The organism is Rhodococcus sp. MS13 (genome assembly GCF_013277835.1).
In the GTDB taxonomy this organism is placed as follows: Bacteria; Actinomycetota; Actinomycetes; order Mycobacteriales; family Mycobacteriaceae; genus Rhodococcus_F; species Rhodococcus_F erythropolis.
The window spans coordinates 445,101-461,853 of the sequence record NZ_VBTL01000002.1 but is presented as its reverse complement, the minus strand read 5'-3'; the positions used below and the strand labels follow the sequence as shown (position 1 = coordinate 461,853).

The window sequence follows — 16,753 nt, the reverse complement described above, 5'->3', positions numbered from 1 at the left end:
ATGTCATAGTTTCGCCCCTTCACTCACGTCATCCCCTTCGGCGATGGCCGCAGCCTCGATCACGTCGACCAGCTGACCTGCCCATTCACGGACCGCGCCCGCATCGACGCGGTCGGCGCGGTACCCGAGAGTTGCAAAAACAGGCCCTTCGCCCACCGGCTCGTAAAAACTCAACGTCAAATCCGCATCGGGCACTCCCACCGGAATCGGTACGAGAGAACCGAAGTCGCCGAGCCCGTCCAAATCCGCCTGTTGGTGATGGATCACCATCACCTGAGGTCTCATGGACGCCGGATTACCCAGAGCCTGCTCGACATACACATATGAGACGTCCTGATTGCTCAGCGCTTCCAGGTTGCCTTCCCTCACCCGACCGAGCAATTCTGCAAACGTCGGACTACCGGACGTATCCGTGCGCAGGAGAACAACATTGAAGAAGGATCCGATCATCGGTTCGAGACGGGGATCCGACCTGCCCGCAACCAATGAACCGATCGGAAGATCGGTACCCGCCCCGGCCTTCGTGAGAACGGCAGCCAGCGCAGCCTGAAGAACCATGAACATGCTCGTCCCGGTGCGCGCAGCCAGTGCGTCGATTCTGGCGTGCAGATCCGCGTCGATGGCGACAGAGACCACGTCCCCCCGAGGTTCCGAGTCATCTTCCGGCAACGGAAGATTCACACTGGTCGGTATTCCGTCGAGCGCATCCTGCCAGTACGCAAGCTGCTTCGAGGCACGGCTGTCGACGTCCAGGGGGTCTCCCAACAGCTCGTCCGACCACACGGTGTAGTCGGCGTACGTCAACGCAAGCTCGTCCCAGATCGGTTGATCTCCCTGCGACCTGGCTGCATAAGCAGAGACCAGATCTCCCAGCAGCGGCACTACGGACCACTCGTCGACGGCGATGTAATGCATGACGAGAAGCAGTGTCCGAGAGCCGTCTTCACCGAGAACCAGATGAACCCGCAACGGCGATTGCTCACGCAGATCCATCGGAAGTTGGGCCAGTTCGAACACCACTCGACCCACATCGCCGGCGCCGACATCGACCACATCGACAGTCGGCCGCACCGATTCTCTTGCCACGACGATGCCGTCGACCTCTACGAAGGTGGTCCGCAGGGGTTCGTGCCGCGACGTCACATCGTCCAAAGCGTGCCCGAGAATCTCCGGATCGATCTTCGAATTCAGGGTCAGCGCCAGCGCGTGGCTTGCTTGCGGGTGCTCGCCGGCTGCGCGGAACAACTCCCACTGACGACGTTGCGGCGCAGACAGACCCATGGTCTCCGGACGCCTCGCCGCCGGCGCCAGGACCGGGCGTCCACCCTCCGAACGCGCAACGACTGCCGCCAACTCCGCAACGCTCGGTGCGTCGAACACGTCTCGAATACTGACGTCCACGCCGAACGCTTCACGAATGCGACCGACCAGTTTCATCGAAGCCATCGAATGCCCACCGAGTTCGAAGAAACTGTCGTGGACTCCGACGCTCGGGAGTTGCAATATCTCCGCGAAGGCAGCTGCAACCGTGGACTCCACGGCAGTGCGAGGAGCAATATCACCCGCCAACTCCGACCAGTCCGGAGCGGGCAACGCCTTGCGGTCGAGCTTTCCGTTGGGCGTCAACGGGAGCGGACCATCGAGAGCGACAACCATGGTCGGAACCATGTAGTCGGGCAACGACATTGCAGCGAGATTTCGCACTGCCGTCGTGTCCACCACAGCACCGGGTTCGGGTGACACGTAACCGACCAGGCGCGTGATTTCGCCCTGCCGATCCGCGACGACCGTTGCCTGCTTCACCGAAGGATGGGCACTGAGAGCTCCGATGATTTCACCCAATTCGATTCGGAAACCGCGAATCTTGACCTGATCGTCCACGCGGCCGAGGAAGTCGATGTTCCCGTCCGAGCGCCACCGCGCTCGGTCGCCGGTGCGATACATGCGATCGCCCGCGGTGAAGGGATCGGCGATGAATCTCTGTGCCGTCAGATCGAATCGGCCCAGGTAGCCTCTCGCCAGGCCGCGTCCCGCGATGTACAGCTCGCCGGATACTCCCGGCGGAACCGGACGCAGTTGATCGTCGAGCACGTACGCCTGTTCGTTGGGGTCGGGGACTCCGATGGGCACAGCACCGTTCCAACCGGGTTCCGCCTGCCACAGTGTGTTGTTCACCGTGGCTTCGGTGAGTCCGTACGCAGCAAGCAAATTCAGCCGCTCCGCCCATCGCCCGATCAGCTCGGGCGGAACCGTCTCGGTTCCGACCAACACCGTGCAACCCTGCGGTACTTCACATCCCGCCGGCAGTGCGGCCAGCAACGAGGGAGGGATGATTGCATGAGTCACGCGATTTCTCGTCATGAAATCGGTCAACGCCGGGCCGGCCACTCGTGCGCTCTGCGGCACGATCACCAGGGTGCTGCTCGTGCACAGAGCCATCGCCAATTCGAATACCGCAACGTCGAAGCCGACCGAAGCGAACTGCATCACCACCGAACCCGGTACCAGTCGCATCCGAACCTCGGCTGTCGCAACAAGACTCGGAATACCGTCATGAGAAAGGACAGCGCCCTTCGGCTTGCCGGTCGATCCCGAAGTGTAGATGACATAGGCCGCGTGGTTGACGCCAACTGGTGGCCTGGGAGTTTCGACGATCACTGCCTCGTCCAGTTCCGCTCGGATCAGCGGCTCGTCCAAGAGGATTCGCTCGACGCCGACCACATCCTCGATCCGCGAGCTTTCCTCCGAGGTGGACAGTAGTACGGAGGTGCGAGAATCGGTGAGCATGTAGGCGATGCGCTCGCTCGGGTGGCTCAGATCCAGGGGTAGATACGCTGCCCCCAGCTTGAGCACCGCGAGGACCGAGGCAACCATCTCCACCGAACGCGGGACGGCAAGTCCCACCACGTCTTCGACCGAGACCCCGCGCCGATACAGCACGCCGGCTATCCGATCACATTGCTCGGAGAGCTCGCGGTACGTGGCCTGCCCCGCCTCGTCGCGCACCGCGATCGCCTCGGGTGTATCAGCGACCCCACGCGCGAAGGCGTCGTAGAACGTTTCCTCCGGCACGTCGACGGCGGTGTCGTTGAACGAGGTGACAACTTGTTCGAGTTCGCCGGGCAAGAAGATGTCGATGTCGCCGATCTCAATGTCGGCCGATTCCACAACTGCCGCGATCACCGATTCCAATCGGTTCGAAATTCGCTGTGCTGTTTCGCGATCGAAGAGGTCGCTGCCGTATTCGAGTCGGACGTCGATGCAGCCTTCGTCGCCGAGGTACTCGGTGAAGTTGAACACCAGATCGAACTTGGCTGTGTACTCCTCGAGTTCGAACGGATCCCCGCCCATCTCCTCGCGGCTGTGATAGCCGACCATGACCTGGAACAGCGGGTTGCGTGCCAAGGTGCGCGACGGATTGAGGCGTTCCACCACAGTTTCGAAGGGAACATCGGCGTTGGCGAAGGCCTCGAGGTCTCCCTCGCGAACGCGATCCACCAACTCTCGGAACGTCGGGTTACCTGACGTATCCGTGCGCAGCACAATCGTATTGACGAAGAAGCCGACCAAGTCGTCGAGCCCCTGTTCACTACGTCCGGCCACGGGAGCGCCGAGGGGAAGGTCCTCACCCGCTCCGAGCGCAGTCAGCAACGCCGCCGACGCCGCGTGCAGGACCATGAACATCGAACTCTGGCTCTCGCGCGCCAGGTCTCGCAGTGCGGCAGTTGTGTCCACACCCAACCGTGTTACCACTGCGCCACCGGAGAAACTCGGTCTGGCCGGTCGGCTCCGGTCCGCGGGAAGCAGCAGTTCCTCGGGGGCTCCGTCCAAACTCTTCGCCCAGAAGTCCAACTGCGTGCTCAGGACACTCGACGGATCGTCGGCGCTGCCGAGTAATTCCCGTTGCCACAGGGTGTAGTCCGCATACTGAACCGGTAGCGGTTCGAACGCTGGCTCCTCGCCCTGAATCCGAGAGGAGTAGGCAGACATCAGATCGCGCAGGAACGGCCGATCGGACCATTCGTCCGTTGTGATGTGATGCAGGACGATCACGACGATTACGGCACCGCCTACTCGGATCAGACGGGCGCGAATCGGAATCTCGTTCGAAAGGTCGAACGGACGGCCCACTGCCACTGCAACTTCGCCGGCGACACCGGATTCCCGTGAATGAACTGTCTCGACCGGAACCTTCGCCGATTCGAGAATTATCTGTTCCGGTGTTCCGTCCACCAACCGGAATACCGTACGCAAGGATTCGTGTCGTTCAACGACGTCGCCCAGCGCCGCGGCGAAGACGTCCGCGTCCAATGCACTGTCCAAGCGGAGCACGATCGGGAAGTTGTAGGCCGCGGAGTTCTCTTCCATCTGTCCGATCAGCCACAAACGCTGTTGAGCGGCAGAAAGTGGAAGGTGGTCCGGCCGCGGCTTCGCTACCAGCATCGGTCGCGTCGATCCCTGCTCGACCACAATGCGTTCCGCGAGTTCCGCGACGGTCGGTGCTTCGAAGAGATCACGCATGGTCAGACTGTTCGGAATGGCGATCCGAGCTCGACTGATCAGTTTGGTGGCCAGAAGCGAGTGCCCACCGAGGTCGAAGAAGTTGTCGTCGACACCGATGTCGTCCACATCGAGTACGTCGGAGAAGAGCTCACAGAGAACCTCTTCCGTGTGGTTCCGCGGTGCAATCGACTCCCCACTCCGCTCCCCCAGCACCGAATCGGCCGTGGGCAGTGCCTTGACGTCGAGCTTGCCGTTGACGGTCATCGGTAGTGACTCCACCTCGATCACCACGGCCGGAACCATGTAGTCGGGTAGGCGAACTCGCGCCTGCGCGCGGTAGTCGTGCGCGGCGCCGAGCTGCACGGGTGTCACGTAGCCGACGAGTCTCTTGACTCCGCCCGCCCCGACGTCGACCACGACCGCTGCTTGCCGCACGTGCTCGTCGGATTCGAGAACGGAGACGATTTCGCTCGGCTCGATGCGGTGACCTCTGATCTTCACCTGGTCGTCGGTGCGGCCCAGGAAGTCCAGGTTGCCGTCAGCGCGTCGCCGCACCAGATCCCCGGTGCGGTACATACGTTCTCCGGTCCCGGCCGGTTCTGCGACAAAGCGCTCGGACGTGAGCGCAAAGCGTCCGAGGTAGCCGCGAGCCAAACCGGCTCCGGCAATGTACAGTTCGCCGGCAACTCCATCGGGGACCGGTCGCAGCCAGCCGTCGAGAATGTGCGCGGCGGTGTTCCAGATCGGCTTGCCGACCGTCGGGGTGTCACTGTCGGTCGTTCCGCCGCCGAGAGTGTTGATCGTGTATTCCGTCGGACCGTAGAGGTTGTAGCCCACGGTTCCCTCGGTCTCGCGCAGCCTGTTCCACACCGAATCCGGAACGGCTTCACCGCCGAGCAGGACCAGCGGCGGACGGTGTTGTCCCACAACGTCGTCGAGCAACCCGCTGTCGATCAGGTGCGTCGCGTAGGTCGGTGTCACGTTGACGACGTCGATTTCCTGTGCGTCGCAGTATGCAACGAGCGCCTCGGCATCACGACGCAGATCCTCGTCACAGATGTGCACCTCGTGACCTTCCACGAGCCACAGAAGTTCCTCCCACGACATGTCGAAGGCGAAGGACACGGTGTGCGCGATCCGCAGGCGCCGGCCGGTCGCGGCGATCACCGGTTCGAAGATCGCCTCGCGGTGGTTGAACTGCATGTTCGTCAAGCCGCGGTAACCGGTGACCACGCCCTTGGGCTTGCCGGTCGAACCGGAGGTGTAGATGACGTACGCGGGGTGGTCGAGCCGATGCGGTGTTCCTGGGGCGAATGCTCCGAGTTCCGCCGCGGAGAGTGCCCGCGCCGAGATCGTCAGTCGCCTTGCCGCAGTGTCCGGCTCGTCGAGCACAATGGTCCGAATGTCCGCGGTGCGGACGTCCGCGCCTTCGAATTTCGGTGCGGCGGCAACGGTTGTAAGCAACACGACCGGATCTGCGTCGTCGATCATCACGGCCAACCGTTCGGCCGGATGGTCGAGTTCGAGAGGTAAATAGGCAGCACCCGTGCGCAATACGGCGAAGAGCGCGACGACCATGTCCACCGAGCGAGGCAGACCAAGAGCCACGATCTTTTCCGGCCCGGCGCCGTAGTTGATCAGCAACCGCGCCATCCGATTGATCTCGCCGTCGAGATCGGCGTAGGTCATCCGACGCTTCCCGAACACGAGTGCCGTGTCGTTCGGTTGCGCCGACGCCACCTCTTCGAACAGGTCGGCAATGGTGCGCTCCGGCAACTCTCGGATCTGCGTCTGCTGCGCTACCGCGGGAGTCGGCGTCGCAACGACCGAACCTGTCATATCCTGCGACCAACTCTGGAGCAGGTCGACGAAGTGACCCAGTAGGTCCTCGGCTCGGCGCGCGGTCACCAGATGCGGATGGAACTCGAACTTGACGTTGACGGTGGCACCCGGGGTGACCACGACGGTCAGCGGATAGTGCGTGTGATCGATACTGTCGCTGCCGCTCACGTCGTGTGCGGCATTGAGTGCGTCGACCTGCTTCTCGTCCACGAAGTTCTGCAGGACCATCAGCACGTCGAACAGTTGACGATGCTCGGAAACACGTTGGATCGAGGCCAATCCGAGGTAGTCGAACGGCATCAGCGAAAGACGATCCGCCTGCGTTCGGCGAAGAAGTTCCTCGACGCTCTCGTTCGGATCCAGTTGCAGCCGAACGGGAACGGTGTTGAGGAACATGCCCACCACGGTGTCGATTCCCGGTACCTCCGGCGGCCTTCCGGCAACCGTGGAGCCGAAGACGACGTTCTGTCGACCGGTGGCCGACGCCAGCACTATAGCCAGCGCTGCGTTGAGTACCGTGTTGAACGTGACGCCGGACGCGGCAGCGCGCTCCCGCAATGCACGCGAAAGCGATTCCGACAGAACCGCATCGCGGCGATCCGGAAGCTGAGGTTCGACGCCGGGCGCAGGCTCCGCAACAAGCGTCGGCTCCTCGAGTCCTGCGAGCGCTCCGCGCCACCCCGCGTCGGCGGCTGCACCGTCGCGGTCGGCCAACCAGGCGAGGTAGGCCTCGAACGACCCCTCGGGTTCGCCGAATGCGCTGTCGTCCCCGCCGGTGTCGTACAGCGCCAGAAGCTGGCTGACGACAAGGCCGTTGGACCAGCCGTCCCACAACAGGAACTGCCTGTTGATCACCAGTCGATCATGTCCGCCGGGCAGATGCAGCACGCTCATCCGCCACAGCGGCGGCGCGGTCAGGTCGAATGGAGTCACTCTGTCTTGGGCGGCGACGGCCTCGGCGCGCTCACGAGCAGCCGAGTCGTCGAGTTGACGGAGATCGTGGACAGCGACGGGAACATCGAGTCCCGCACTGAAGAACTGCACGGGCTCGTTCAGTCCTTCGCTCACGAACCCCGCTCGCAACGTGGGATTTCGTCGTTGAAGTGTTCGGGCGGCCGCAGCCAACTTGTCGACATCGAGGGTGTGCCCGAAGTCCATCGAGAACTGTGCCGTGTAGATGTCTCCACCACTACTGCTGTCGCTGCTGCCTGCGTAGCCGGCTTGGAAGTACAGGCCTTCCTGCAACGGTGAGAGTGGGAGGATGCTACTGACACCCGCCGGGCTCGCATCGGATATCGCGTCGATCTCGGCCTGACTCAGGTCGAGCAACGGCACATCGGACGGGGTCAGGATGGGAGGCCCGTCATGCTCCGCGGCCGCAGCCGCCAGATCGCCGAGCGCCGAAACCCAGCCGTCGGAGAGTGACTGCGCATCCTCCTCGGACAAATCTTCACTTGCCCAGGCGAAGTCGGCACGGAGTTCCGAATCCACGCTGACGACATTCACGATCAGCCGATACGGACCTCCCATGTCTGCGTCGGGATCGGTGGACATGGCTTCGGATTCCGCTGCCAGGGACCATGCTGTCGATCCAGCTGTCGTCGTACGTCCGAGATAATTGAACAGGATCTGAGATTCGGAGCGCCCCGCCAATCTCGATGCCGTACGTGCATTCACGTACCGCAACATCCCGTAGCCGATACCGCCGTCCGGAGCCGCCCGCAGGCTCTCCTTCACTTCGCGCAGCGTGTCCACCGGGTCGGTTCCGCCGAGCAGTCGCATCGGGGCAATCGTGGTGAACCAGCCGACTGTTCGCGACAGATCGGTCCCGGGTACCAATTCCTCGCGGCCGTGCCTTTCGAGATCGACCAGCAGTTCGCGCTCACTGCGACCGGTGGAACGACGCCAGCGATCGACCGACATCGCCAACGCAGCCAACAGAACATCCGTTCCCTCGGCACCCAGCATTGCCGCAACCGTTCCGAGTGCCGCCTCGGAGATTGCTCCGTCCACCGTGACCGTGCGCCTCGAGCCTCCGGATACAACGGCATAGCTCGCGGTACCGGGGATCAACTCCGCGCCCGGAGCGGTCACGGTCAACCAGTGATCGAGTTCGGCAAATCGATGAGCACTGTATGCGTGTTCGGCCACCGTGCGGGAGAAGGTACGCAGCGAAGTGCCGACGGCATCCAGTGCTGCGGGCTCTCCGGCCTCCACCGCCACCCAGGCCATCGCGAGATCCTCGAGCAGGGTTCCCCACGAAACCCCGTCCACGACCAGGTGGTGCGCGACTATCGCGAGTCGGCCCAGATTCTCAGCGCCACAATCGAACCAGACCACCGAGACCATCCGTCCTGCAGACGGATCCAATCGACTGGTCGCCCACTCGGAACGTTCGGTGATGAGCGTCCGCAACTCGGCGTCATCCAGTCCCCGAGCATCAACGCGTACGACAAGGTTCGCTGCCCGGATACTGCCGGGTTCCTCGATCCGCGCCGACCACATTCCGCGGTCATGTCGGATCAAGGTCTGGCGAAGTCCGTCGTGGTGATCGAGCACGGCCTGCAATGCGCCGGTGATCGAATCGAGAGATGTTGCCGGGGAGTGGATCAGAACTGCCTGGTTGAAGCGATCGGTACGACCCGTCCATTCGGACAAGCGGTGCACCACCGGCAGCGGAACCAGCTCACCCACGCCGATGTCGGCCGTGACGGTGGCAACCGACGTGGCGACATCACCCACCGCTGCGGCGATCGCAGCGGGAGTGCGCAATTCGAAGATCTGACGCGGGGTCAGTACTACCGAATCACGACGAGCCAGGTTGACCAGTCGGATCGCCAGGATACTGTCGCCGCCGAGAGTGAAGAAGTCGTCGCGTGCCCCGACGCGTGGCAGGCCGAGAACTGTCGCGAAATGCCTGGCGAGGAGGTCGGCAACGCCCGAGGAAACTACTCCCGTCGTTTCGCCCACCTGTGCCGCGAAATCCGGTGCCGGTAGGGCTTTTCGGTCGAGCTTGCCACTCGGGCTCAGCGGCAACGACTCGAGCCGCACGAACGCGCTTGGCACCATGAACTCCGGCAGCACCGACAACAACTGCCCTCGAACCGCAGCGTCATCAGCATCTCCGACCAGATAGGCGACCACCTGTGCGCGGTTACTCGGACCGTCGGTTCGGACGATCACGGCACTTGCCGAGACTCCGGGGCACAATGCCAACTGCGCTTCGATTTCACCGAGCTCGATGCGGAATCCACGAACCTTCACCTGCTCGTCGACACGGCCGAGGTACTCGAGAACGCCGTCGGCATTCCACCGCACGATGTCACCGGTCCGGTACATCCGCGAGCCGCCGTCGCTGTACGGATTCGCCACAAATCTTTCGGAGGTCAATCCCCCACGTCCGTGGTAACCACGCGCCAGTTGTGGTCCAGCCAGATACAGCTCACCGGTGGCACCGGCCGGAACGTTCTGCAGATACGGATCGAGTACGAACAGGCCGGTATTGGCGGCGGGTTCGCCGATCGGGACACTCACGGCGTCTGCCGGAGTTTCCTGCACCGACGGCTGCCAACTGACGTCGACGGCGGCCTCGGTGGGGCCGTAGAGGTTGTCCACCAGAACGTTCGGCAGGATCTCGGCAACCTTGCGTGCAACGTGAACGGGCAGTGCCTCACCGCTGCAGTTGACGATCTCGAGGGAAGTGCACAGCGCTGCTTTCGGCTCCGCAAGAAACACTTCGAGCATCGACGGAACAAAATGCACTCGGGTCACGGAATGTTCGACGATGACGTCGGCCAGATAGCCCGGATCCTTGTGCCCGTCCGGCTCGGCCATCACCAGAGTTGCCCCCACCAGGAACGGCCAGAAGAATTCGGGGACGGAGACGTCAAAACTCGACGGGGTCTTCTGCAGCATCCGGTCGGAGAAGTCCAGCGGACGTATCTGCTGTGCCCAGAGCAATCGGTTGACCACACCCTCGTTGGTGACCACAACGCCTTTGGGACGACCGGTCGAACCCGAGGTGTAGATCATGTACGCGGCATCCGCGGGCGATCCTGGGACACTCAGCGGTTCGGCTGGGAACTGCGCGGACTCCGATACCGTCACCCGCGGAACCGAACCCGAATCGAGTGAAGAATCTTCCGACACCACGACGCACACCGGATCGGCGTCGTCCAGCATGTACGTCAGCCGCTCCGCCGGGTAACCGGTGTCGAGCGGAACGTATGCTCCCCCGGCCTTCCCGATGCCGAGTATCGCAACCATCAGATCGACCGAGCGCGGCAAGGCAACCGCCACCAATGATTCGCGTCCGACGCCACGTTCGTGCAGCAGATGCGCAAAACGATCAGCGCGAGAGTGAAGTTCGGCGTAGGTCAACGACTCTTCACGGAAGATCACTGCGGTGGCTTCGGGCGTACGCCCGGCTTGATCCTGCAGCAGCTCGGTCAGCGTTGTGCGCGGCCGATCCAAGGCCGTGCCGATGCTACCCGGCTGTGCGGGTGCCAGCGCGATCCGGGCGATGACCTGGTCGAGATCGCGAGAGAGCTCGGTGAGTACGACTGCGAGAGCTTCGGCCAGCGACGCAGCGGCATCGCCGTCCACCTGAGCAGCGTCGTACTTCAATTCCAACGCCAATTGATCGCCGGGGACGACGATCAGGGTCAGCGGGTAGGCCGGTCGCTCGTCGAATCGAATTCCCGTCAGTCGCACCGAGTTCGTCGGATCAGCGATTGCCGTGTCACCGAGTGGATAGTTCTCGAACACGACCAGTGATTCGAAGTTCTGCTCCAGTCCGCCGGTCCGCCGCAGTTCCGGTAGCCCCAGGTACTGATGGTCGAGTAGTTCCGATTGTTCCCTCTGCCAACGAGAAAGTGCTTGCGCAGCTGTCTCTGCCGGATCGAACCGCAACCGAGCCGGCACAGTGTTGATGAACAAGCCCACCATGGACTCGATGCCGGGCAGGTCTCCACCGCGTCCCGATACGGTTGATCCGAACAGCACGTCTGTTCGGCCGGTCATTCGGCCGAGCACCAGTCCCCAGGCGCCGTGCACGAGCGTGCTCAGCGTCAAACCGTAGGAGCGTCCGGTGGTCGACAGCGCGCGAGTATCACTGTCGGACAGCCCGACTCGGGTAGCATGGATTCCGCTGCTGCCCGCGCTCGGCGCGGGAAGTTCGACCGCGGGCCCGGGAGAGTTCAGTGCTTTTCTCCACACCGCTGCCGAAGCCTCGTGATCGTGGCCGGCCAACCATTCGAGGTAGCTGCGGTACGGCGCCGGACTCGGGAGCACCACGCCGGAATCGCCAACGCTGTACGACGCCATCAGCTCCCGCAGCATCACCGGGACCGACCATCCGTCTGCAACCGCATGGTGAATCGACTGCAGCAGAAGGTACTTCTCCGAAGAGGCACGGAGCAGTGTGTAACGGACGAGCGGCGGCTGCGCGAGGTCGAACCCGCGCGCGCGGTCGGCGGAAAGCAGTTCATCCACGTCGGCGCCGGCATCCGTGACTACTGCCATCTCCACGACGACGCTCGGGTGCACCACCTGCACGACCCGGCCGTCGCCCAGGACCGAGAATCCGGTGCGCAGCGCCTCGTGTCGATCCACGACGGATTGCAGCGCACGGCGCAGAGCCGCGCTGTCCACGGCGCCGGTCAGCTCCACGACCTGTTGCACGACATACTGATCAGCCCCCGGATCGGCAAAAGCCGAATGGAAGTAGATCCCTTCCTGCAACGGAGTGAGCGGGAGAATCTCTTCTGCCTTCGGCAACCCGTCCACATCGGCCTGAGTGAGCGCCACCAGAGGGTAGTCGGACGGTGTCGCGCCGCCGAAGGCTGCGAGCCCGGACACGGCCTTGAGCGAGTCCAGCCACAACCGCGCAAACCTGTCGATATCGCTACGCAGGAAGATATTCGACGCCCAGGTCAGAGTGGCCCTCAGTCGTGGCCCACCGGCCGCCTCCTCGGCTACGACGTCGACAGACAACGCGTGACCCAACGGCATGGACGGATCGGCAGCGCCGTCCATCGACACCGGGAACCAGTCCCCCTCTGCAACTGCAGTGCGCCCCAGATAGTTGAGCACCACCTCGGGTGCTGCGACGCTGCGCAACTGATCCGAGCTGCCGAGGTATCGCAATGCGCCGTACCCGAAGCCTGCGTTCGGGACGCGTCGAAGTTGCTCCTTGACGCTCTTGAGAACCACCGCCAACTCACCGCTCGCTTCGAGATCCGGAGCGGCTGTATCGATTTCGAGTGCAACCGGGAATACCGTGGTGAACCATCCGACAGTACGTGTCAGGTCGACGTGCGCAGCGCCGTCACCGCGAACGATGTCTTCGTCGCGTCCGTGCCCTTCCAAGTCGATCGTCACCGATGAGGCACCGCTCCACTTGGTCAGCGCAACGGCCAATGCGGTGATCAGCACTTCGCTCACGTCGGCCCCGAATGCCCGTGGGACACTGCCCAACAACCGATCGGCGAATTCCGGAGGCAGGGTGATCGATCGCGCCGCGGCGGTGCGCGCGAGGTCGACTGCCGGGTCGAGTGCCCGACGGCCGAGAGGTGACTGTTGTGCGGAGGTCACCGAGTCCCAGAACTCGATCTCCGAGTCCAGTCGCCCGGTTCCGACCGCCTCCGAAACGAGTTCGGCGTACCTTCTCACCGACGTGCCGACCGGAGCGAGTGAGGGTTCGTCGCCCTGTTTCGCTGCGATACCCGCGCGCGCAAGGTCTTCGAGGATGATGCGCCAGGAGACACCGTCGACGACCGCGTGGTGGATGACAAGCAACAGCCTTCCGGGACCGGTCGAAGTGGTGAAGAGAACAGCACTGACCATCGTGCCGTCTGCCGGGTTCAGACGCCTGACGGCTCGCTCGGTCTCGGCGACGATCAGCGGTCCGCATTCTTCGAGCGGCACCGGTAATGCACGGGTCTCGAAGGCCACAGCCAATTCGTTGGTGGCCGGAACAAGCAGCGTTCCTTCGGAAGTCAACTTCGCACGAAGTGCATCGTGGCGTGCCACCAGAGCATCGAGCGCCGCCTCGACGTGCTCGGACGTCAAAGCTGACGGAGTCTGAATCAGCGCTCGCTGATGGAAGGTTCGTGCTGCGTCCGGCGTCCCGAGGGCCCTGGCAGCGATGGGCGTCGTGGCTACGTGGCCGATCGGTTCGTCCGCATGATCGACGATCTCAGCCGTTCGGCCGGATTGGGCGCGCGCCATCGCCTCGGCGGTGCGCAGCTGAAACACCTCGCGTGGACTGATCGACAAACCGGCTGCACGAGCCGCGGTCACGAGCGAGATCGCAACGATGCTGTCACCGCCCAGTGCAAAGAAATCGTCGGTCACGCCAACCGATTCGAGACCTACCGCCGACGCGATCAAGTTGCAGAACTGTTGTTCGACTTCGTTTCTCGCGGCGACGTGTGCACTCAGTTCGGCGAGATCGGGCTCAGGTAGCGCTCGACGGTCGAGTTTGCCGTTGGCCGTGAGCGGAAACTCGTCGAGGACAGTGACGGTGGTCGGGACCATGTAGTCGGGCAGCTTGCTCGCCGCCCACTCGCGAATGTCCTGTGAGTCGACCGCAAGGTTCGTCCCCGACGCTGCACTCACGTACGCGGCGAGATACTTTGCACCTGTGGGTGCTTGACGCACCAGAACTGCCACGTGGCGCACTCCGGGGTGTGAGATCACGGCGGCTTCGACGTCTTCGAGTTCTAGGCGCATGCCACGAATCTTCACCTGATTGTCCGTGCGCCCCAGGAAGTCGAGGGTGCCGTCGGCGGTCCATCGGGCCAAGTCACCGGTGCGATACATCCGGGATCCGGCCAAATCTCCGGAAACAAAGGGATCTGCGAGAAAACGAGACGCGGTCAACGCCGACGCGCCCACATATCCGCGCCCCAGTAAGAAGCCCGCTGCGTAGAGTTCGCCGCCGGTGCCGACCGGAACCGGCTGCAGGTCACCGTCCAACACGTACAGGCGAGTGTTGGGGTTCGGGCGCCCGATGGATGTGGCAATTCGTTCCGCGTCCTCGCGGTAGATCACATGGGAGACACCGATGGTCGCTTCCGCCGGCCCGTAGCCGTGATACAGCGTCGTGGACAGTTGGGCACGGAACCGATCGAAGAGTTCAGGCGTGAGAACCTCACCGCCGCACCACACGTGCTTCAACGAATCGAGCTGATCGGTCCCGTTCGCCAGATCCAGAAGGATGTCGAGCATCGACGAAACCAAGTAGACAAAAGTGACCGATTCTCCGGCGATCAGGTCGAGCAGGTATTGCGGGTCGCGTTCCCCCTCTGGCTTCGCGATCACCAATCGACCGCCGGAGACGAGCGGGAGCAGGATCTCGTTGATCGAGATGTCGAACGAGAGTGGGGCTTTGAACAGAGAGGCATCGCCGGACCCGAACCCGAGAATCCGCTCCCGCTGCCACAGCAACCTTGCGCAGATTGCCTCGTGGCGGATCATGGCGCCCTTCGGACGTCCGGTCGAACCGGACGTGAAGATGACGTACGCGAGTTGGGCACCGTGAATACGAATGCCGGAGGTCATTACCTCGAACAGGTCCGAAGGCCCGTCCTCGTACGCCCACGCGGAGAGATCGACCAATACGGAGTCGTCTACGCCGTCCGAGGTGAGCACCAATGTGGCACCGGCATCGGTGAGTACCGATTCGCGGCGCTCTGCGGGCCAGGACGGATCCAGTGGCACGAAGGCGCCGCCGGCGCACATGACGGCCAACAACCCCACCACCATCTCGGCGGATCTCGGAAGGCCGATCGCCACAACGGTTTCGGGTGCGACACCGCGCGAGATCAAGTGCGCGGCGAGCTGCGATACCCGACTTTCGAGCTCGCCGTAGGTCAGCCGAACGTTGCCGTCGACCACGGCGACAGCGCCCCGATCGGCCGAGAAGCTGCTGCGCAACAAATCCGGCACCGTCGTCACGGGCTGCGGTTCTGCGGTGTCGTTCCACCCATGGAGAACGAGTTCACGCTCCGCGGGCGACATGGGGTCGAGTGCCGAGATCGGAAGCTGCGGCTCGGCCACGAATCGATCGAGGAACTGTTCGATTCTGGCGGTGTGATCGGCCAACTCCCTGTCGAATCCGGCCGGGGCGCGGACGTCGATCTCGATCGGTTCCCCGTCCTGACCACCGCGCACGCTCAGATCCAGGTCACTGACCCGACCGGTCACCGAATTACGCACGCGCACCGGGCAGCCGCCGAAGGTGAGTGTGTGTTCGAACATCATCGAGTTGATGCCGGGACCGAAGACCTGGCGGTCGGGATCGATTGCTCGCACGTCGCGTGCGAGATCCTCTCCCCGGTACCGCCCGTGCTTGAGTATCGAGATCAAGGCGGTATCGAGACGAGTTGCCAACTGGCCGATGGTTTCCGAGCGTTCGACCCGAATACCGAGCGGCAGAATCGTCGACGCCATCGAGGGAGTGCGCCGCATGTCGCGACCCACCCGAGCGGCCATCGGCACCGAGACGACAACGTCGTGCTGTCCGGTGGTTCGTGCAATGTACGCGATCAGCGCAGCCATGGGCAGGCGAGTTCGCCGAATCCCGGCGTCGGCGGCATAGCGATAGAGCTGCGCTGCACGATCGACGTCGAGCGTGAGCATCGCCGCGATCGGCGGCAGCGAGTCATCCACCTGCCCATGCAAAATCCGCGTCGCTTCCGGTCCTGATTCAACTCGTTCGACCCAGTACTGACGGTCGAGCAGGAACCGCGGAGAGTTCCGGTATTCCAGATCGGCCGCCACCACCGCATCGAGCGACCACACCGGCGCCGCAGTCTCGAGGTCCGGATCGTCGTACCGCTCGGCGACGTCGGCGACGATGAGCGAGATGCCGTACCCGTCGACCACGCTGTGGTGATAGCGCTGATACCAGATGACTCGGTCGTCAGCAGTTCGCAGAAGCACCTGGCGGAACAGCAGATCGTCCGCACCGAAGACCCGAGCCATATCGGTGTCCATCCACGACTGCGCAGTCGAATCGGGATCCGCCTCGGCGCGAAGGTCGAGAATTTCCACGTCCCAGCGCGCATCCGGAATCGGCACCTGGATCAGCTGGTTGTCAGCATCCACCCGAAAGTGCACGAACAGCGCTTCGACGCGTCCGACTGTGGCCTTGATCGCCGCTGCCGCGCGCTCGACGTCGATCGTCCCGTCGACCTCGACGACAAGTCCGATGTTGTACACCGGACTGCTCGGATCGACGTTCTGAGCAACCCACACCTCACGCTGAGCGGCCGTCGCCGGGAGCGCTGCGTCCAGATCGCCACCGCCCGATACAGACGGGTGAGCTACCTGAGAGTGGTCAGACATCGACAAATCCGATCATCGTCGTTCATGCTCATCGAACGACGAACACCCTCGCAAG

At 63.3% G+C, this 16,753-nt stretch carries 1 protein-coding gene; it reads right to left on the bottom strand.

Annotated features, from left to right (window positions below):
* Nucleotides 1–3: 3 nt before the first annotated feature.
* Nucleotides 4–16,698 (bottom strand): non-ribosomal peptide synthetase, encoded by a 16,695-nt coding sequence (locus FEZ59_RS04520; RefSeq protein WP_172932287.1) that lies wholly within the window; start codon nt 16,696–16,698, stop codon nt 4–6.
* Nucleotides 16,699–16,753 lie beyond the last annotated feature (55 nt).

Coding starts and splice junctions, on each gene's coding strand:
- FEZ59_RS04520 (WP_172932287.1), bottom strand. CDS start 16,698: ATGTCTGACCACTCTCAGGTAGCTCACCCGTCTGTATCGGGCGGTGGC.